At 38.8% G+C, this 18,654-nt stretch carries 16 protein-coding genes and 17 tRNA genes; 4 read left to right on the plus strand and 29 right to left on the minus strand.

All coding sequences use genetic code 11. The annotated features are described in order from the left end of the window. Positions 1-130: 130 nt before the first annotated feature. The 4 genes from F7731_RS14175 to F7731_RS14190 form a co-directional block, all read right to left on the minus strand. Positions 131-1,132, minus strand: a complete 1,002-nt coding sequence (locus F7731_RS14175; protein ID WP_151535443.1) for an LLM class flavin-dependent oxidoreductase — start codon at positions 1,130-1,132, stop codon at positions 131-133. Positions 1,133-1,278: 146 nt separating this feature from the next. After that, positions 1,279-2,235 (minus strand): TIGR03571 family LLM class oxidoreductase, encoded by a 957-nt coding sequence (locus F7731_RS14180; RefSeq protein WP_151535444.1) that lies wholly within the window; start codon positions 2,233-2,235, stop codon positions 1,279-1,281. A gap of 17 nt (positions 2,236-2,252) precedes the next feature. Further along, on the minus strand, positions 2,253-2,591 hold the full coding sequence (locus F7731_RS14185; RefSeq protein ID WP_246197217.1) for an ArsR/SmtB family transcription factor: 339 nt from the start codon (positions 2,589-2,591) through the stop codon (positions 2,253-2,255). Between the two features lie 287 nt (positions 2,592-2,878). Beyond that, positions 2,879-3,862 carry a carbon-nitrogen hydrolase family protein gene (locus F7731_RS14190; protein ID WP_151535445.1) on the minus strand — a complete coding sequence of 328 codons (984 nt, stop codon included), beginning with the start codon at positions 3,860-3,862 and terminating at the stop codon, positions 2,879-2,881. 352 nt (positions 3,863-4,214) lie between these two features. On the opposite strand from F7731_RS14190, the gene F7731_RS14195 reads away from it, so the two are divergent. After that, the gene (locus F7731_RS14195; protein ID WP_151535446.1) at positions 4,215-4,658 is read left to right on the plus strand and encodes a YfmQ family protein; all 444 of its coding nucleotides are present in this window, start codon (positions 4,215-4,217) and stop codon (positions 4,656-4,658) included. Positions 4,659-4,998: 340 nt separating this feature from the next. Here F7731_RS14195 and pdxR read toward each other — a convergent pair whose 3' ends face one another. The 4 genes from pdxR to F7731_RS14215 form a co-directional block, all read right to left on the minus strand. Next, entirely contained in the window at positions 4,999-6,432 is a 1,434-nt protein-coding gene (gene pdxR / locus F7731_RS14200; protein WP_151535447.1) for a MocR-like pyridoxine biosynthesis transcription factor PdxR, read from the minus strand. Positions 6,433-6,565: 133 nt separating this feature from the next. Then, entirely contained in the window at positions 6,566-6,748 is a 183-nt protein-coding gene (locus F7731_RS14205; protein ID WP_151535448.1) for a hypothetical protein, read from the minus strand. Positions 6,749-7,075: 327 nt separating this feature from the next. After that, positions 7,076-7,936 (minus strand): transporter substrate-binding domain-containing protein, encoded by an 861-nt coding sequence (locus F7731_RS14210; protein ID WP_151535449.1) that lies wholly within the window; start codon positions 7,934-7,936, stop codon positions 7,076-7,078. 452 nt (positions 7,937-8,388) lie between these two features. Next, positions 8,389-9,600 carry an MFS transporter gene (locus F7731_RS14215; RefSeq protein WP_151535450.1) on the minus strand — a complete coding sequence of 404 codons (1,212 nt, stop codon included), beginning with the start codon at positions 9,598-9,600 and terminating at the stop codon, positions 8,389-8,391. A 191-nt stretch (positions 9,601-9,791) separates the two neighbouring features. On the opposite strand from F7731_RS14215, the gene F7731_RS14220 reads away from it, so the two are divergent. Continuing rightward, positions 9,792-10,676 (plus strand): LysR family transcriptional regulator, encoded by an 885-nt coding sequence (locus F7731_RS14220; RefSeq protein ID WP_151535451.1) that lies wholly within the window; start codon positions 9,792-9,794, stop codon positions 10,674-10,676. Between the two features lie 97 nt (positions 10,677-10,773). Here the strand turns inward: F7731_RS14220 and F7731_RS14225 are convergent, their stop codons facing one another. The 3 genes from F7731_RS14225 to F7731_RS14240 form a co-directional block, all read right to left on the minus strand. Then, positions 10,774-11,568, minus strand: coding sequence for a carbon-nitrogen hydrolase family protein (locus tag F7731_RS14225; RefSeq protein WP_151535452.1), 795 nt, complete (start codon positions 11,566-11,568; stop codon positions 10,774-10,776). A gap of 156 nt (positions 11,569-11,724) precedes the next feature. Then, the gene (locus tag F7731_RS14230; RefSeq protein WP_151535453.1) at positions 11,725-12,699 is read right to left on the minus strand and encodes an NAD(P)H-dependent flavin oxidoreductase; all 975 of its coding nucleotides are present in this window, start codon (positions 12,697-12,699) and stop codon (positions 11,725-11,727) included. 237 nt (positions 12,700-12,936) lie between these two features. Continuing rightward, positions 12,937-13,380 carry a MarR family winged helix-turn-helix transcriptional regulator gene (locus F7731_RS14240; RefSeq protein ID WP_151535454.1) on the minus strand — a complete coding sequence of 148 codons (444 nt, stop codon included), beginning with the start codon at positions 13,378-13,380 and terminating at the stop codon, positions 12,937-12,939. Positions 13,381-13,580: 200 nt separating this feature from the next. Here F7731_RS14240 and F7731_RS14245 point away from each other — a divergent pair, with 200 nt between their 5' ends. Further along, positions 13,581-13,979 carry a cytidine deaminase gene (locus tag F7731_RS14245; RefSeq protein WP_151535455.1) on the plus strand — a complete coding sequence of 133 codons (399 nt, stop codon included), beginning with the start codon at positions 13,581-13,583 and terminating at the stop codon, positions 13,977-13,979. Positions 13,980-14,036: 57 nt separating this feature from the next. Here F7731_RS14245 and F7731_RS14250 read toward each other — a convergent pair whose 3' ends face one another. Beyond that, on the minus strand, positions 14,037-14,888 hold the full coding sequence (locus tag F7731_RS14250) for a LysR family transcriptional regulator (RefSeq protein ID WP_151535456.1): 852 nt from the start codon (positions 14,886-14,888) through the stop codon (positions 14,037-14,039). Positions 14,889-15,126: 238 nt separating this feature from the next. Between F7731_RS14250 and F7731_RS14255 the strand changes: the two genes are divergently transcribed. Next, entirely contained in the window at positions 15,127-16,221 is a 1,095-nt protein-coding gene (locus F7731_RS14255) for an NADH:flavin oxidoreductase (protein WP_151535457.1), read from the plus strand. Positions 16,222-16,398: 177 nt separating this feature from the next. On the opposite strand, the gene F7731_RS14260 is transcribed toward F7731_RS14255, so the two are convergent. The 17 genes from F7731_RS14260 to F7731_RS14340 all read right to left on the minus strand — a co-directional run bounded on the left by F7731_RS14260 (position 16,399) and on the right by F7731_RS14340 (position 18,609). Further along, a tRNA-Ile gene (locus tag F7731_RS14260) sits at positions 16,399-16,472 on the minus strand. Between the two features lie 9 nt (positions 16,473-16,481). Then, positions 16,482-16,555 (minus strand) — tRNA-Gly (locus F7731_RS14265). A gap of 115 nt (positions 16,556-16,670) precedes the next feature. Next, positions 16,671-16,745, minus strand: a tRNA-Gln gene (locus F7731_RS14270). A 100-nt stretch (positions 16,746-16,845) separates the two neighbouring features. Next, positions 16,846-16,921: transfer RNA gene (locus F7731_RS14275), tRNA-His, on the minus strand. A 21-nt stretch (positions 16,922-16,942) separates the two neighbouring features. Further along, positions 16,943-17,018 (minus strand) — tRNA-Phe (locus F7731_RS14280). Positions 17,019-17,218: 200 nt separating this feature from the next. After that, positions 17,219-17,295: transfer RNA gene (locus F7731_RS14285), tRNA-Asp, on the minus strand. 4 nt (positions 17,296-17,299) lie between these two features. Then, positions 17,300-17,373: transfer RNA gene (locus tag F7731_RS14290), tRNA-Met, on the minus strand. Between the two features lie 158 nt (positions 17,374-17,531). Beyond that, a tRNA-Ala gene (locus F7731_RS14295) sits at positions 17,532-17,607 on the minus strand. A gap of 9 nt (positions 17,608-17,616) precedes the next feature. Continuing rightward, positions 17,617-17,693: transfer RNA gene (locus tag F7731_RS14300), tRNA-Pro, on the minus strand. A gap of 6 nt (positions 17,694-17,699) precedes the next feature. Continuing rightward, positions 17,700-17,776: transfer RNA gene (locus F7731_RS14305), tRNA-Arg, on the minus strand. A 20-nt stretch (positions 17,777-17,796) separates the two neighbouring features. Continuing rightward, positions 17,797-17,885 (minus strand) — tRNA-Leu (locus F7731_RS14310). Between the two features lie 5 nt (positions 17,886-17,890). Continuing rightward, positions 17,891-17,965, minus strand: a tRNA-Gly gene (locus F7731_RS14315). A gap of 13 nt (positions 17,966-17,978) precedes the next feature. Then, positions 17,979-18,060, minus strand: a tRNA-Leu gene (locus F7731_RS14320). A gap of 9 nt (positions 18,061-18,069) precedes the next feature. Then, positions 18,070-18,145 (minus strand) — tRNA-Lys (locus tag F7731_RS14325). 166 nt (positions 18,146-18,311) lie between these two features. Further along, a tRNA-OTHER gene (locus F7731_RS14330) sits at positions 18,312-18,385 on the minus strand. A gap of 10 nt (positions 18,386-18,395) precedes the next feature. Next, a tRNA-Val gene (locus F7731_RS14335) sits at positions 18,396-18,468 on the minus strand. Positions 18,469-18,534: 66 nt separating this feature from the next. Then, positions 18,535-18,609 (minus strand) — tRNA-Glu (locus F7731_RS14340). Between the last annotated feature and the right edge of the window lie 45 nt (positions 18,610-18,654).

The following is an 18,654-nucleotide window of genomic DNA, read 5'->3' on the forward strand; positions in this document are numbered from 1 at the left end:
ACATCATTAGCCATTTTATCAAGAGGAGCGCATTTCTTGCACCAGAAATGCGCCCCAATTGTGAAATGGTAGAAATGTGAAAAGGCTGATAAAAAATATCCGAAGATTAACTCATACCTCTGTCTAATCTTTATTTACTTACAGCTTCCATTAAAAGTTCAAAAGAACGTTTTCTTTTTTCAAAATCATAGATAGGTGTGATGGCCATTAATTCATCAATTGGCAATCTTGTAGTCAAGTCTTTGATTTTTTTAGCGACTGTTTCTTTTGACCCAATGATATACGTTTCCTTTACAGCTTCGATTTCTTGTATTTCGGAGGGGGTTCTTACATGTGTTAGTGCGATTTCTGGAGCAACTAGACGCGTAAGCTGACCACGATGTAAATAATAATTAAATCTCAAAGCAGTTTCAGCAATTTTTTCTGCCTCTTTATCCGTATCTGCAACAATAACTTTCATTGTAACCATTACTTGTGGTTTATCTAGATATACGGATGGCCTGAAGTGATCGACGTAAAGTTTTAAAGCTTGATCCATTCCACCAGGTTGATAATTAATAAACTGAGCAAAAGCGTAAGGTAGTCCTTTTTCTGCTGCTAAAAAAGCAGAGGAATTACTTGTACCAAGTATCCATAAATCCGGTTTTTTCTCGATGGTGGGAGTAGCAAGTAAACCTCTTAACGGGTGTGATTCTGATAGTCTGTCCTCAAGATATTCCAGCACTTGGTCAATTTGTTTTGGGAAGGTATCAACATTTCTAGCCCTTTCACCTTGTAGAGCGATATTAGATAAATGATGTCCTCCTGGGGCACGCCCTACCCCAATATCTACACGATCCGGAGCTAGTGCACTCATCACCTTAAAGTTCTCTGCTACCTTGTATGCACTATAATGCGGTAACATAACTCCTCCCGTACCTACCTTAATACGGTCTGTTTTCGCTAACAAGTGACTCGCAAGAATTTCAGGAGAAGAACCAGCTAAAGCATCTGTACTATGATGTTCTGATAACCAGTAACGGTGGTATCCAAGTTTATCAACATATTTAGCTAACTCCACTGATTGTGCAAAACCTTCTTCCGCTAAAATCCCTTCTAATAACTGTGTTTGATCTAATACACTGATTTTCATCATTTTCCTCCTATGTTATGAAGTCGAATTAATATATTGATTAATTGCAATTTAACGATATAAGCACTTTAAGGAGTTATTTATCCTCAGGTAAAACTAAGAAAATTATTAATTGATGTATCTAGATATATCGATATTATTACTTTTTAAAAGGTGTGTGTCGGAAAATGTGGTAAGATCTCCTCACCGATTTCCTGGATCATCTCTTCAACTGGCCGTGTAGCAAAATACGGTACGAACGCCAAATGATTAACCCCTATTGCCTGGAATTTATATAAGAGTTCAAGTAGATGATTACGCCCTAAACGGAAACCTAATGGAATATTCGTAGGAGTTTCATCTGGATTTTCAGATAAATCGATATATAATGTTTGAGTAAATGGTTTAAATTCACCCGGCTTCTTTATGTCTGTCAATGCACGATAGTCTTTAATTAAAATCGCCTGATCCTCGATACTTCTCGGATATTGAATCCAACCATCCCCGTTCTCTGCAATCCATTCAAGTGTTTGCTGGCTAAATCCTGTCACCATCGTTGGGATAGATGTTACAGGTCTAGGTATCAACTTCATATCGTCTCCATCTACAACACCCAGGGGTGAATGAATCGTCGGATTCTCCTCCTTGAGTAACCGCTCAAGGAATTGATAATGTTCAATAAAAAGATCCCCTCTGTTTCCCCTCGGTACACCAATCGCTTGGAAGTCTTTTTCACGGTCCCCTGAAGCCACTCCCATGATCAACCGATTGGGAAAGAGCCTGTCAATGGATGTGACTTCCTTTGCAACCCGAACGGGATGGCGGAGCGGAAGAACGACACTTGCGGTTCCAAGCGCAATATGTTTTGTATGGGCAGCAAGATAGGTTAAATAAATCCAAAGATCGAAGACTTGTCCATGATCGTTAGCTGCAAGGTTTTGAATGGTGACATCCCTTAGCCAAATGGCTGAAAACCCGTACTTTTCTAATTTTCTCGCCAGTTCAACAGTGTTCTCCATCCTTGGAAGCTCATTTGTCATCGGTTCAAATGGTGGTAAAAATCCAAGTGTCATTTTACCTTTTTGATATAGCCTATTAAATGCCCCATGCTTTTCTAAACTCATGATATCCTCCTTCCGTTTTAAAGGTCCTTACCAATAAAGCTCCCCAATTCTTTAATCATCTCTTCATTTCTACGATAATATGTCCATTGTCCGATTCTTTTCATTTCTAGAAGACCGCTGTTCTGTAATAATGATAAGTATTGAGAAGTGGTAGATTGGCCCAAGCCTACCTTGTCTTTAATATCTCCGACACAAACCCCTCCAGTGAAATTGTCTCCTTTCTGGATATGGACTTGAGGAGAAAAGTTTTTTTCTGGTTCTTTAAGCATCTGCAAAATTTGCAACCTGGTTGCATTTGATAATGCTTTAAACATATCTACTAATTTTTCATTATTTACTTGCTGTTCTTCAGTCATTTTTTGTCCCCTTTCTAAAAGAACGGAATGAAACTTATATATCGGTATTTTACAATATATCGATGTTATAATTTTAATACCATATTGTCAACTACTATGTTATTCATTTATTCGTGTTCATTGAACTTATATCTATAAAAAGCTATGATACTGAACTATTTACGTTTTTCTCAATTAATAGTAGTTTATCTTTATTCTATTTCAATTCTTTCCTCTTTTCACCTTATTAAACTATAAGGATATAAAAAAAACTGCCTTCAGATTTACTGAAAGCTGTCTATTTATCATTAGCTATTTGTTGAACACTGACTAGTTAGCTCACTCCAAATGATATTCTCCTGCTTTTCTTTGTTTATGAACAATTTAAAAACATCCGGCCTTGAATAATGCCCCACTGGATCGAAGTCAAATTGACTAGAGGCTATTTGTCTCATATCAAGATCCGCAATAATCATTTCTTCTTTTCCCCAAACAGGTTCAGCAACATATTCACCAAGTGGCCCAACGATGGCACTACCACCGTTACACATCACATCTGGAGCTGAGACCAGGTCATCATAACACGCTAAATCTTCAGGGTACATATCCTTCGTTACATATTGATTAGAGGATAAAACAAAGCATCTACCTTCCATTGCAATATGCCGAATGGTCGACTGCCATGATTCCCTCGCATCAGCGGTAGGTGCAATATAAAGCTGAACACCTTGTGCATACATTGCCGCCCTGGCTAAAGGCATATAGTTTTCCCAGCAAATCAGTGCGCCAATTTTTCCATACGGAGTATCAAAAATAGGTAAGGTGCTGCCATCGCCTTCCCCCCAAACAATCCGCTCCGCTGCAGTTGGTTTTAATTTGCGGTGTTTCCCCAAAAGGGAACCATCCGGCCCAATAAAAATAACTGTACAGTAAAGTGTACCACCGCTGTATTCGCTATCTCGTTCGATTACACCCATTATAAGGTATACCCCTGCTTCACGTGCGGCTTCACCAAGTTGTTCCGTTGCTTCACCAGGAACAGGAATCGAGTTCTCCCAATATCGATACCAATCTTTCCTTCCATCGTCCGTACGGCTTCCTATGACAGTGCCAAAGGATAATCCTCTAGGATATGCCGGAATAAAAGCCTCTGGAAAAACAACAATTTGCGCACCCTTTTCGCCTGCTTGTTTTATTAAACTAACTGCTTTATCTATGGTGGCATCACGGTCCATAATAATTGATGCAGCTTGAATAACCGCAACCCTTACACTTTGATTCACATTTGCCATTAAAATGACCTCCATTTAGATTCAGAGTCTTTAGTTAATTTTTCCGATAGATTGCAATAATCTATCTAACTATATTCCAAATATCTTTACGGAAGAACTAGTACCTATGAATGTGATTTACAGAGTAACCCACTTTTCTATCATAATGAATATAAATATTTTTTAATCATCCACTTCAATACTTTTTTCCTCATCCAATTCACGCCACGAAGTGGGTGAGGAAAAAAATTGAGGATTGGATGGTTATTTCTAATGAATTTTCATCTATGATAGTGCGATGGGGAAGTGGTTAAGGGATGCCTATTTATTATTTGTTTAACTACCGTCTATTAAATTAAGGAGTTGATATGAATTGACTTGGACGACTATTGCTGTTGTTATAGTAATTGGAACAATTTTAACATTTGCAACGTGTCCCCCAAGTGCACTTGTGGGATGGGTTTTAAGTAAATTTGCACTTCATCCAAAACTTGATTCAAAAGATATTACTGTAACATTTAACGGAACGCGCTTAGAAGAGGAAGAAAAAATTAGATTTAATGACTACTTTAATGAAGCTCAATTTTTAGAGAGTAATCATATATTTCCAGGTAATGAAAAATTGTTTTTACATCCAGAGACTAATGTTATTCCATTTGTCATCAACGTAAAAAGTCGAAAAAAAGAAATGAATTTCTTTATTTATAGTTACGATGACCACGTTGACGTAGTCAAACAGTGGAAGAAGAAAGTTGCTTCTTATAGTCTTAGATCTGAGTATCTACAAAAGTTTACTATTTCAAATAGTATAAAGTGAAACTTCATTCAGTGGGGGTTTTCCTTCATCCCCCACTGAATGTTAGTTGAACTTATCGGGCCTTTACGGGCAGTTGATCTCCCACCTAAACTTCTCTGATTCTCCTAAAGTTATGAGGTGGGAGTCTTACTGCCCGTTAATCTGCGATAAATAAAAAGGCTTGAAGTACATATTTAAGAGAACTGTTGATTCTTACACCGCCCTATGTGTATAGGTTCGCTACATTACTCATACCGAATAAAACCCGTTCACGCCATACACATAAGGCTAAATTCAACATTGTATATGAGCACAGCCTAAAATAAAAAAAGAACCATAAATGAAATCATGACTCTCTTTTTTATCTCGTTGCGTTAAGTGCCTCCGCAAACCGTTTTATTCCTTCATTTATGGTCTCTTCATTCTCTCTAGCAAAAGTGAAACGTGCATAACATTTTTTGGATCCCATCATGGACCCAGGAACATAGATAACTCCTCGCTTTATGGAGTTTTCCAATAGTTTCATTTCATCTACATCTCTTTTTAATTTGCACCAAATATGGATTCCACCTTGAGGAATCGTAAACTCCACTTGATCTTTTAGAAAATGATTAAAACTTGATACAATTTGATTGCGCCGCTTTTCTAATTCCTTCACTAATTTCTTGATATGAGAATGGAATTGCTCTGATTCTAAAAAGTCGTTAGCGATCCATTGGGTAAAGCTAGCATGCCCAAAATCAATTTGTTGTTTGGCATCAGATAATCTCTCTATTACCGATCTTGGCCCTATAATCCAACCAATTCTTAATCCTGAAGCAACAATCTTCGATAAAGAGCTAATGTATAAGACATTCCCGTGCTTATCCAGGGATTTTAATGTTGACACTTCTTCTCCTTTAAAAGACGTTAAACTATACGGATCGTCCTCCACTACAGGAATTCCAAGTTCTGATGATATTTCTAAAATGGCTTTCTGCTGGCTCTCTTTTAGCAAAGTGCCTGTTGGATTTTGAAAAGCTGGATTTAAAAATATCATTCTTATACGATGTTTTTTATGTAATTCCAGTAACTCATTTGGATTTACACCATTATCATTTACAGGTAAATAGAAAATTTTTAAACCTGCTGATTTAAATATTGGGAGATTATAATGATAGGATGGATCTTCAATCACTACTGAATCACCAGGCTTTAATAAGCATTGAATAACTAGGTGTAAAGCTTGCTGAGCTCCAGAAGTAATTAGAATTGATGAGGGATTTGCTTCAATATTTCGAAACTCCTTCACATGATTTGTAATGGTATCCCTTAATACTGCACTCCCCTGTGGATGATCATAACCTAGCCTGCCGATAAAAGACCGAGTGGAAGTAATTTCTCTTAATGCGTTCTTCGGAAAGAGATCCTCCGATAATTCACCACTGGCTAAATTAATTAATTTTTGCTCTTCCAACTCTTTACGTATTCTTTGCGCGACCGGTAGATTAGGTAAAAATGAACCTGCTTCAATGTATCTATTCCAACTAGGTAGCCGCTTTTTAGTTATCCCCCATATATCTTTACTTATAGTCGTACCACTTCCACGATTTCGTTGAATCAGACCATTCGATTCAAGCTCATCATATGCAGCTACAACAGTACTCCTATTTATATTTAGCTCATTAGCTAAGTACCTTTCAGAGGGCAGCGGTTTATCTGGTGGAAAGGTTCCATCAGCAATGCCATTTTCAATATACTCAGCAATTTGTTTATAAATTGGTTTATTAGCTTTTCGATCAATGTTCCAGTCCATTAATAAGCATTCCTTTTTAAAAACTTGTTTTAAATATTGTAACCCAATTTCCCTTACTTTTTTCTTAAATACAAATAAATAACCTATTGAATCATCACGACCAATAGGTTATTTGCGTTAATTTCTACTAAATTTAAAAACTAATATATACACCAAGTGCAATAAAAGACAATAGAATAACGATAGCATATATGAATGTTAAGTTTGTCGTATTTTTTTTAGTGGAACCACTGTAATTTTTGTCTCCTTTATTTACTACAAGTATTGTCCCAACCCCAGCCAGTATTGAAATAATGACGACAGAAGCAATCAACATTTTCCTAGGCCACCTTTTTACTTTATTTTTTATAAAAGTTTATCAAAATGCCCAAATATAATATTTCATCTAAATAATCACTATAAAATAAATGATAACGTTTGTACCCATCCATTTTTAAATAAATTCAACCATCCACTTTATTGTATTTCACCATTTTCCCTCATCATTCACACATATTAAAATCCTTTATATCAAGATATTTTAGATTCAAAACATGCAAATTTATAGTTTGCTAATCAATAAAAAAAGCTCCCCATGAACTGCTAGGGCGGTCTCAGCGGGAAGCTTATTTTCACTGATGTACATCTATGGATCTCAAGCCTTCTATTCTATCCACTTTCTGTAAAGATCGTCGAATTTGCCCTGCAACTTCATTTCATCCATCCACATTTCAAGATAGCTGGCATATATGAAATCACCGCGGGGGATCATATAGCCTTTTTCACTTTTGGTGAAAGGTTTGTCAGTCAAAGCAGCATATAGTCTTTGATCGGCTTTAGCATACGTCATGGCTTCCACAGTATCTGTTATCATAACGTCATAAGTTCCGTCCGCAACTAGGTGCGGAATATCCAGGTTGTTTTGAACAACCGTTACGTTGGCATTACTCAGATACTGACGGACAAATAATTCGTTTGTTCCTCCCGGATTGACACCGACGCGTACAGTAGGCTTGTTGATGTCTTCTATTGTAAAGTATTTATCTTTGTCTTCTGCACGTATCAAGGGCACCTTACCGAATGTAACGTAGCCTTGAGATACATAGGCGGTTTTTTGTCTTGCCGTATTACGGGTGACACCGCCGACAGCGATATCAAATTTATCCGCTTGTAGATCTTTCATCATGTCCGGCCATGTTGTTTCAACAAATCTCACTTCCACACCGAGGTCTTTACCGAGTTCTTTGGCAGCGTCCACGTCATAGCCTTCGTACTCATTTGTTTCAGGGTTCAGATATGTAAAAGGTTTATAATCCCCGGTCATACCTACCCGAATGTATCCTCTCTTGATAATTTCATCTAACTGGGAAGCCAGAGCTTTCTTCTGATGACCCGGTGCATTTGCCGATGCCGATTCTGCCGATACATTTGATGTGGAAAGTAGGTCGTGACCGACATAACCTGTACCTACTAAGGATAAGCTGATTATTCCAGCCAATAAAACTCTTTTCCAATTCATAAACATATAAGTTTTCCTCCATTTCTTCCATGTTGATATATTATTTGATTCACATTGACTATTAATTGATTAATATACAACAAAACAAATAGAATCCCTTTCAAAAGCGAAGGTTTTTGTAAAATATGACATTATTACCATTTTTCATTAATTAACACCTTTCAAAAACCATGACTTTTGAAATGAGTATATAAAAAAACAAACAGCCTTCAGATTTACTGAAAGCTGGCTAATTTAAAATTGGCATTTCAACTTAATTTACTTATACGTTCTTTTAATATAAGGGTTTCACTCTCACTCCAATAAACTACTGAGTGAAAACAATAAAAAAGCGATTACTATATTAAGTAATCGCAACAGATTATTGGAACTATCATATTTTATTAGTACAACCAATCTTTATTAATTCACCGTACTCCTTAGTTGTTAATGAAGTATTTACGTGTTTTCCCCCTTTTTCAGATTACCTCTATTCTAACTTTCTTCGAATTCTGTACAATTTTTGACACCAACGCCCAAAGTATTAAACTAATGATGAGGAAGCCAATGTTCATGCTAATTACTCCTCCCCATCCGAATATTGACCAAAATACACCTCCGAGCGTTCCACCTACACTTGAACCAGTATAGTAAAGAAATAAATATAATGAAGAGGCTTGGGCTTTGTTTTGTGTAGCACGTTGTCCGACCCAGCTGCTTACAATCGAATGACTCCCAAAGAAGCCATAGGTAAATAATCCAAGTCCAAGTATTTTAATAAATAAATGAGAATCCAAAGTCACACAGACGCCGATTAAAGCAATGAATAAGCTTATGAATAATATTTTTTGCTTACCATGGCGTTCTACTAATTTTCCAGTCCAGACAGAGCTAAACATTCCAATGATCAAAATTAAAAATATCCAACTTACAAATGTTTGACTTAGCGAATATGGTTTTTCGAGTAATATGAAAGTAATATAATTGAACAATGATACATTACTCCCTAAAAGTAAAAATCCCATGACAAATAAACAAACTAGAGCTGGATCTTTCAGATGGTCAATTAATGATTTACTTAACTTACCAACTTCTAATTGACGAGCTTTGAAATTTCGTGAGGGTGGCAAACTATGCCAAAAAATCAGAGTAGCCGCTAAACTGATGAGACCAATTCCTCCTATTGCTATTTGCCAACCGAAATAGTCGCTCAACATACCTGCGAAAACTCTGCCAAAAACACCACCAATTGCATTCCCACATATATATAGACCCATAGCCATTCCAAGACTCTTCGGTTCAATTTCTTCTCCAAGATAAGCCATTGCAATGGAGGGCAGACCTGCCAATAAAATTCCTTCAATAGTCCGTAATCCCAGTAGAAAATGAAAATTAGGACTGAATGCTGTAAGAATACAAAGCACAGAAGCTGCGAGCATGGAAATGACCATGATTGGTTTACGTCCCCATACTTCTGACAAAGAACCAATAATCAGCATGCTGATGGCAAGCACCATTGTAGTTATTGAGAGGGACAGGCTTGCAGTTGTTGGATTAATGTTGAATTCTCTTGTGAACTCTGGCATTAACGGCTGTACGCAGTAAAGAATAGCGAATGTATTGAAACCAGCAGCAAAGAAAGCAAAACTGGTTTTGCGAAAAAGCGTCGTACCTTGTTGAATGTAACTCATAATACAATCGCCCAATTCGTGTGACTTTCCATTTGATGCATAATAAATCATCCTTAAAAATGATGTTTTTTTGAGCATATCTCTAAGTTTCCTATTTTTATCGTACCACCGATTTTATATGTTGTATAATTCATTATATCAATGGTTTTAATGCATATATGTAATGAATAAACTAGAAAGGGTGTTATACAATGGAATGGCAACAGTTCGAATATTTTCAAACACTAGCACGAATGCAACACGTGACGCACGCTGCAGAAACTCTATCCATTTCTCAATCAGCCCTTAGCCGGTCAATCGCCCGATTTGAGGATGAAATAGGAGTGCCTTTATTTGAACGTCAGGGACGTTCCATTCGATTAAATAAATATGGGCATATCTTTTTAAAGCATGTTGATAATATGATGAAGGAATTCGAAGAGGGTAAACAAGAAATTAAAGAATTACTTGATCCAGATAAAGGGGAAGTGTCGCTTGGATTTCTGCACACTTTGAGTACAAGTCATATACCTGATTTACTTGCTTCTTTTCGTACATATTATCCAAAAATTAATTTTCAACTCGCACAAGGTCCCTCCCATAATCTAATTGATCAATTGCAATTAGGGAAATTGGATCTTTGTCTAATTGCTCCACTGGGGATTAAAACGCCAATTGTATGGAGGCAGCTTTGGAATGAAGAACTTTTTGTTACTGTACCCAAAGGCCACAAATACGCTAATCGTAAAAATATTACGTTAGAAGAAATTGCGGATGAATCATTTATTCATTTAAAAGAGGGGTTCTCTCTTCGTATCACCGTCGAGTTATTGTTTAAAGAAGCAGGCATTACACCTAAGATTACATTTGAAGGAGAGGAAGCAGACACAGTTGCAGCGCTTGTCGGAGCTGGACTAGGAATTTCAATTCTGCCAAATTTAAAGGGAACAGACCAAAGTAAAATATCACAAATACCTGTCAAAAGTCCACAGTGCCGACGGACAATCGGAATGGCTTGGGTAGAGGGAAGATATTTATCACCCGCAACTGAAAAATTCAAAAAATTCGTTTTGGACCATTCCTACGAATTAGAATAGGAATGGTCATTTATTTGCATAATGTTATACGTTGTTCCACGACCTAAGCGGTCACGAGTGGTCTCCGCTATTACATCGGGGTGTGGCAAACACCGCTTTAGCAGTAAAATTCCGGTTTTCGGTCTCTTACGCTTGGCAGTTTTTCCCGCACACGGCGAATCCGGTCTAAATCAATATCAGCGAAAAATAGCGTTTCTTCCTCACCGGCGCTGGCTAGGGTCATTCCCATCGGATCAACAATCAGACTGCGACCTGAAAAAATATCGCCAACAAGGTCGGCACCGCAAACGAACATCGTATTTTCAATCGCCCGTGCGCGAATCAGCGTCTGCCAATGCTCCTCTTTCATCGGACCAGCTACCCATCCGGCAGGAACAAACAGGACATCCGCTCCCTGAAGCGCAAATTGTCTTGCAATCTCTGGGAATCGTAATTCATAGCACACCATTAAGCCAATTTTTCCAAACTCTGTTTCTACTACTTTATATTGATTATCACCCGGAATAATTGTATCCGACTCTTTATAGCTAAAAGCATCATATAAATGTGTTTTTCGATAAGAATGGATGAGCTCGCCTGAACGGTTAATAAACACGGTTGTGTTATAGGCGCGTTTTTGATCATCCGCTTTTGGTTCATACATACCGCAAACGACATAGATTTCGTTTTCACGTGCAGCCTGTGCAAGGCCGGAAACAAACGGACCATCTAGCGGTTCCGCTACCTCAACTGGCAAAACACCAGACTTTGGGGTGGCAAGTGCCATATAAAATTCCGGAATAATGACAAAATCTGCGCCTTTACTTTTAGCTTTCGCAATGTATTGAATCGCCTTCTCTAAATTAGCGGCCTTATCAGCACTGGTGGATAATTGTGCAATTGCGACTCTCATGATAGTGAATACCTCCTAAAAATGATAGTTTTCATCTATTTTAATCTATTTTGCGGCTATTTAGTGAATTTTTTAAACGATTAATAATTTTCCCTATCATTTGACAAGATTCGGGTGGAGGCAGGCACACCATTTAAATGGGACGAGTTTTTTGATTCAGGCCTTTCTAGCTACACTACGGCTGAATAGACTGTCTCTTGCTTCAACATATTCTTTATAAAGTTTGTCTACAAATTCTGTTGCACTAGTAACCTCTTTAATCTCACCAATGCCTTGACCGCTCCCCCAAATATCCTTCCATGCTCTAACGGTCCCTTCTCCAAAATTCATCTTGGATGGATCACTTTCGGGAAGATTATCAGGATCCAATCCAGCAGATCGAATGGATGGTTTCAGATAATTTCCATGTACACCAGTGAAAAGACTGCTATAAACAATATCATCAGACGTACAGTCAACGATTGCCTGCTTATACTCATCAGAAGCACGGGCTTCATGTGTAGCAATGAACGCTGAGCCAATATAGGCAAAATCAGCTCCCATCGCTTGGGCAGCCAAAATTGAACTTCCTGTAGCAATCGATCCAGACAAAGCAAGAGGACCGTCAAACCACTGGCGGATTTCTTGAATCAAAGCAAAAGGGCTCTTCACTCCAGCATGGCCGCCAGCTCCAGCCGCAACAGCAATTAAGCCATCTGCCCCTTTATCAATTGCCTTGTGTGCAAAAGTGTTATTGATTATATCGTGCAGAACAATTCCACCGTAGCTATGTGCTGTATCAAATATCTCCTCACGGGCACCTAAAGACGAAATAATAATGGGGACTTTGTACTTCACACACATTTCCATGTCGTGCTCTAACCGTTCATTTGACTTGTGAACAATTTGATTAATGGCAAATGGCGCAGCGGGACGATCTGGATTTTTTGCGTTATAAGCTGCGAGCTCCTCTGTGATTTCAGCCAACCATTCATCAAGTAAGGATGCGGGTCTTGCATTCAGTGCAGGCATTGATCCAACGATCCCCGCCTTACATTGTTCAATCACTAGCTTAGGATTACTAATAATAAACATTGGTGCCCCGATTACAGGGATACGCAAATTCTGAAGTATTGACGGAATTTTTGACATTTGTTGTTCCTCCATTCAATTTAATATTTTTTTAAAGGCCCTATGATTTGACCCTTTTACCGTCAGCATTTCCTTTTAGAATCATACACGTACTAGTTGAGTGAGCAACAAGGCTTCCTTTTTTATCATATACATGACATTCTACCAAGCCAGTTGAATTCCCTTTTTTTATAAGTTTACTTTGGTAACCTTTAATAAATCGGCAAAAAATACCACCTGAAAATATCAAGCAAAATATTAATCCCAATTAGACTCTTTTATTCTTGTACTTATTCCAATGTCAAAAAGCATTTTCTTAAATCGTCGTTTCTCCTCATCATCAAAATCTGACATTACTTCTTTATTCATCTCATCCATCCTTTTACATAATGGAACCTCCATAGATCTTCCCTTCTCTGTAAGAAAAATGATCTTGTTCCGGCGATCATTGTGATCAACTCTTCTCTCAATAAACCCGTTTTGTTCCAAGCGGTCAATGATACCTGTTATCGTTGCACTGTCGAGAAGAATTTTTTCAGCTAATTCATAACCAAACTGTCCATCCTTTTTCCATAATTGACGAAGAAGCGCATATTGGACGGGAGTCACACCACACGAGGATAGTTTGGATTTACTCACTTGATTCACACTTTGCAAAGCTTTACTTAAAAGAAAATGAATACAGATATCAGGTTTTTCCATGGTCCCTCCATTATTATTAGAATTTTCAATATAGTTAGATTGTAAATCAAAAATAATTTGTGCTCAAGTAATTTGTATGCAAGTGATTTGTTGATATTGACAAATTTTCCGAAAAATAATAATATAAAAATCCTGCCAATCAAAGGTTGGCATTAAGGGGACTTTGAAAAGTTCATTCTTCTTTGAAAGGGATGGATCATATGAATAAAGAGCAATTAATGGAAAGTGCACGTAAGATGAAGGAAAGAGCCTATGTACCTTATTCCAAATTTCCAGTTGGAGTGGCGTTATTACTAAAAGATGGTACTGTTATTAATGGAGTAAACGTAGAAAATGTTTCATTAGGTGCAACAAATTGTGCTGAAAGAACAGCTATTTTTACAGCAGTAGCAAATGGTTACAAAAAAGGCGATTTCCAGGCTATAGCTGTCGCAGGGGATACCGTAGATTTTCTTCCACCTTGTAGTATTTGCAGACAAGTTTTAGCTGAATTCTGTTTACCTGAAATGCCCGTTTATTTAACAAATGAGAAGAAAGATATATTAGAATTGACCTTAAGGGAATTATTGCCTTATGCATTTACAGATTTAGACATGTGAATATCAAATTAAATAAAGGAGGGCAGGTTTTGATCAAAGCTTGCCCTCCTTTCGCTTTTAATCCCAATTTTTTGACTGTTCCTTTATCAAAGCAATCATACGATTGATGGATGGAGACAGCCACTTGTCCTTATGATAAGCAAGAAAAGTTGAAATAGCTGGATGCTCTGGCTCTACTTCCTCCCCATGCAATTTCTGACTTTCTAATTCTTCTTTCACTGAAAAATATGGTACCAATGAAATACCCAAGCCACTTCTAACACATTGTTTAATGGCTTCTATACTCTGGAAATCTAAACTTTCTTTTACATCCATTTGTTTAAAATTGATATAGTGATCAAAAACAGACTTATAACTGCAGGACCGTTCCGTATATAAAACTGTTCTTGTGTTTTCATGCTGTGGCGGGCTTATTAAAACCATTCTTTCTCTCTTTAAAATTTCACAGTTAAGCTCCGGAAGAGACCAATCATCTTTTTCTAATAATAAAGCTAAATCAATGTCCCCGTTTTGAAGACTTGATGCAACCTGATAATTTTCTACTGATTTGAGTGAAAGATTAACTTTTGGGTAAGACCTTTTATATTCGAGAAGAATAGGTGGAATCCGACCGATAGTAAGTGATTCTGAAATCCCTATAGTTAGATCACCTGTTGGTTCTTCATTTGTATTTAATGCTTGTGAATATAGGTCGATAATCTTCACAGCATAAGGAAGAAAATGATGACCAAATTGGGTTAAAACAACTTTTTTTCCTAAACGGTCAAATAATGGCTTTCCAGCCTCTTCTTCCAATTCTTTAATATGGGCTGTTACAGAGGATTGGGCATAACCAAGATGTTCAGCCGCTTTTTTAAATCCTCCTTTCTCCACAATTGTCTTAAAAGTTATTAAATGACGAAGCTCCATGATATTACACCCTATCTATCAGTTTTAGTGAATTAAATGTTCATTTATATCTATTTTACTAAATTGAATAGTTGACCTACAATAAAGCAGTACACAGATACAAAAATCTGTTTAATTTGATTAGTTTCCACCTTGATAACGAGATCAGCAGACAAAAACAAGATATCCCTGAGAGAATGGTGTGGGTATTGAAGGATGTTAATTAAATACTATTGTTATAAAAGAAGGAGTTTTGACAATGACAAACACAAAATCGTTATTTGAGACCGTTACATTAGGGAATACAACATTAGATAATCGAGTAGGGGTTGCACCAATGACACGCATCAGCGCAACTTCTGAAGGATTAGTAACTGACCAAATGGTATCGTACTACACATCTTTTGCTCAAGGCGGATTTGGGTTAATCATTGCAGAGGGAACTTACATTGATGACAAATATAGCCAAACATATTTTGATCAACCTGGTATCGCTTATAATGAACAAGCCCAAGCATGGAAGAAAATTGTAGAATCTGTTCATCAAGCGGGGGCGAAAATCTTTATGCAAATACAGCATTCGGGCTCCCTTTCCCAAGGAAACCGTTTTACTAAAGAGAAAATTGCTCCTTCTTCAATTCAACCGAAAGGGGAACAATTAGCATTTTATTTTGGGGAAGGTCCATACCCAACTCCAAGAGAAGCAACAAAAGAAGAGATTACAGAAGTTGTAAACGGATTTGTAAATGCTGCTAAGCGAGCTCAATCAGTTGGATTTGATGGAATTGAAATTCATGGAGCCAATGGTTATTTACTGGATGAGTTCCTTACTGAATATACAAATCAGCGTACAGATGAATACGGTGGTTCGACAGAAAACCGGGTCCGTTTATTAGTGGAAGTGTCTAAAGCAATTAGGGAAGCAGTTGGAAAGGACTTTACCATTGGTATTCGGATTTCGCAAGCGAAAGTAAATGATTACACACATAAGTGGGCAGGGAAAGAAAAAGATGCTGAAATCATCTTTGGTCAATTAGGGCAAGCCGGTCTTGACTTTATCCATGTTACGGAGCATGAGGCATGGAAGCCTGCATTCGATACAAGCGAAGCATCCCTTGCCTCCCTTGCCAAAAAATACGGAAGTATTCCCGTAATTGCCAACGGTCATTTAGAAGATCCGGAAAAAGCGAAAAAAATAATTGAGAATGGAGAAGCCGATGTAGTTACCTTAGGTAAAGGAGCCTTGGCTAACCATGATTGGGTGAACAAAGTCAAAAATGGAGAACCATTAGCAGAGTTTAAACCAGAAGAAGTGTTAAGACCGAATGCAAAAATTAAGGAATTTGAAGTGTGAATCTTCCCCATTAGGTGAAGAACTACGGGTACTTCAAATGGAGTTTCTATAGCTTATGTAAACACTGTCATTCAAAAAAACACGTCTATTTAAATAGACGTGTTTTTTTGATATCGGCATCGCTTTAAACTGCAAGCTTCCGTAATCTGCTACTGCGGAACAAAAAGTATATTATAGTGGGCCTAAGTGGACTCGAACCACCGACCTCACGCTTATCAGGCGTGCGCTCTAACCAGCTGAGCTATAGGCCCATATCAATTTGGAGCGGGTGAAGGGAATCGAACCCTCATCATCAGCTTGGAAGGCTGAGGTTTTACCACTAAACTACACCCGCACATGGAGTAAATTTTAATTGTGGTCATATATTGCTGCAAATCGCTTTGCGATTTGTCGCAAAACTTTAAAAAACCATTCAATGAAGCACAACTCCGCAGATGTTTTTTAAAGTTTGGCTGGGCTAGCTGGATTCGAACCAACGCATGTCGCAGTCAAAGTGCGATGCCTTACCGCTTGGCTATAGCCCATTGAAGTAACCTCAAGAATTGTGTCGACATTACCATCATATCTACAATAAAAATTCAAGAGTTTATTAAATAATCGCAAACATCCCATTTTGAAATATTATGGGGCGGCTGATGGGAATCGAACCCACGAATGTCGGAACCACAATCCGATGCGTTAACCACTTCGCCACAACCGCCATAATTGAAAGGGATTATAATGGTGGCTCAGGACGGAATCGAACCGCCGACACAAGGATTTTCAGTCCTTTGCTCTACCGACTGAGCTACTGAGCCGAATGTAATATTCATTTCTAAACTATGATTACGTTAAGAACCTTTGTTCCAAAGTCCTTCGGTCTTTGTCACAGATTAAATAATTTTCTATTCAGGGCTGTTTTGCTCCGTGGGCAAATTTTTTAATCTGCTCTACCGACTGAGCTACTGAGCCACACAACTTATTTATATCAACAGTAGTGAACCTACTGGAAGAAATATGGCGGTCCGGACGGGACTCGAACCCGCGACCTCCTGCGTGACAGGCAGGCATTCTAACCAACTGAACTACCGGACCAAAATTGCGGGGACAGGATTTGAACCTGCGACCTTCGGATTATGAGCCCGACGAGCTACCGAACTGCTCCACCCCGCGACAGTATTATTTAGGAAGTTACTGCATGTTACTATCATGCGTAAGACCGCCCCGATTTCAGGTTGTCTATTCAAGCAGCAGCTCAATCGGTGCGCTGAAGAAATTTCTTCGAAGCGTATTCGATCGTGCTCCACCCCGCGACAATAGTATTTAAAATATGGTGGAGCCTAGCGGGATCGAACCGCTGACCTCCTGCGTGCAAGGCAGGCGCTCTCCCAGCTGAGCTAAGGCCCCAAAGAAAAATGGTCGGGAAGACAGGATTCGAACCTGCGACCCCTTGGTCCCAAACCAAGTGCTCTACCAAGCTGAGCTACTTCCCGAAAAAATGGCGCGCCCGAAAGGAGTCGAACCCATAACCTTCTGATCCGTAGTCAGACGCTCTATCCAATTGAGCTACGGGCGCATTTTCTATAAAAAACTAAATGGTGCCGAGGACCGGAATCGAACCGGTACGGTAGTCACCTACCGCAGGATTTTAAGTCCTGTGCGTCTGCCAGTTCCGCCACCCCGGCATATATGGAGCGGAAGACGGGATTCGAACCCGCGACCCCCACCTTGGCAAGGTGGTGTTCTACCACTGAACTACTTCCGCTAATCTTACATAATGCGGGTGAAGGGAGTCGAACCCCCACGCCTCGCGGCGCCAGATCCTAAGTCTGGTGCGTCTGCCAATTCCGCCACACCCGCATATTAAAATGGTGAGCCATGAAGGACTCGAACCTTCGACCCTCTGATTAAAAGTCAGATGCTCTACCAACTGAGCTAATGGCTCGTTATGAAAAATTACTTATTGAAGTTCAGTTTGCCGTTGAAACTGTGCTTCAAATTCCTGCGTGATTTGTCGCAGATTACTACAGCTTACTATTCGAGGATGTAATGCTCCGAACTGCAAGCTTCCGTAATCCTCTACCAACTGAGCTAATGGCTCCAATAAAAAATACCGGCGAGGGAACTTGAATCTCCAACTACTGATTACAGAATACAAGTCAAGTGCTCTACGAGCTACACCGGCAAAATAATAATGGAGGATGACGGGATCGAACCGCCGACCCTCTGCTTGTAAGGCAGATGCTCTCCCAGCTGAGCTAATCCTCCGATGTACAGGATGTACGAGTGCATACGTTACGACAGGACGTCGCGTATTTAGTATGCCATATCATATGGTGACCCATACGGGATTCGAACCCGTGTTACCGCCGTGAAAGGGCGGTGTCTTAACCGCTTGACCAATGGGCCAACTATAAAATTAAGGCAAAAAAATAGCCCTAATAGGGCTTTGCC

Source organism: Cytobacillus depressus (genome assembly GCF_008923245.1).
Taxonomy (GTDB): Bacteria; Bacillota; Bacilli; order Bacillales; family Cytobacillaceae; genus Cytobacillus; species Cytobacillus depressus.

Coding starts and splice junctions, on each gene's coding strand:
- F7731_RS14190 (WP_151535445.1), bottom strand. CDS start 3,862: ATGGCAAATGTGAATCAAAGTGTAAGGGTTGCGGTTATTCAAGCTGCA.
- F7731_RS14255 (WP_151535457.1), top strand. CDS start 15,127: ATGACAAACACAAAATCGTTATTTGAGACCGTTACATTAGGGAATACA.
- F7731_RS14185 (WP_246197217.1), bottom strand. CDS start 2,591: ATGACTGAAGAACAGCAAGTAAATAATGAAAAATTAGTAGATATGTTT.
- F7731_RS14225 (WP_151535452.1), bottom strand. CDS start 11,568: ATGAGAGTCGCAATTGCACAATTATCCACCAGTGCTGATAAGGCCGCT.
- F7731_RS14215 (WP_151535450.1), bottom strand. CDS start 9,600: ATGAGTTACATTCAACAAGGTACGACGCTTTTTCGCAAAACCAGTTTT.
- F7731_RS14245 (WP_151535455.1), top strand. CDS start 13,581: ATGAATAAAGAGCAATTAATGGAAAGTGCACGTAAGATGAAGGAAAGA.
- pdxR (WP_151535447.1), bottom strand. CDS start 6,432: ATGGACTGGAACATTGATCGAAAAGCTAATAAACCAATTTATAAACAA.
- F7731_RS14180 (WP_151535444.1), bottom strand. CDS start 2,235: ATGAGTTTAGAAAAGCATGGGGCATTTAATAGGCTATATCAAAAAGGT.
- F7731_RS14210 (WP_151535449.1), bottom strand. CDS start 7,936: ATGTTTATGAATTGGAAAAGAGTTTTATTGGCTGGAATAATCAGCTTA.
- F7731_RS14240 (WP_151535454.1), bottom strand. CDS start 13,380: ATGGAAAAACCTGATATCTGTATTCATTTTCTTTTAAGTAAAGCTTTG.
- F7731_RS14205 (WP_151535448.1), bottom strand. CDS start 6,748: ATGTTGATTGCTTCTGTCGTCATTATTTCAATACTGGCTGGGGTTGGG.
- F7731_RS14220 (WP_151535451.1), top strand. CDS start 9,792: ATGGAATGGCAACAGTTCGAATATTTTCAAACACTAGCACGAATGCAA.
- F7731_RS14230 (WP_151535453.1), bottom strand. CDS start 12,699: ATGTCAAAAATTCCGTCAATACTTCAGAATTTGCGTATCCCTGTAATC.
- F7731_RS14250 (WP_151535456.1), bottom strand. CDS start 14,888: ATGGAGCTTCGTCATTTAATAACTTTTAAGACAATTGTGGAGAAAGGA.
- F7731_RS14175 (WP_151535443.1), bottom strand. CDS start 1,132: ATGAAAATCAGTGTATTAGATCAAACACAGTTATTAGAAGGGATTTTA.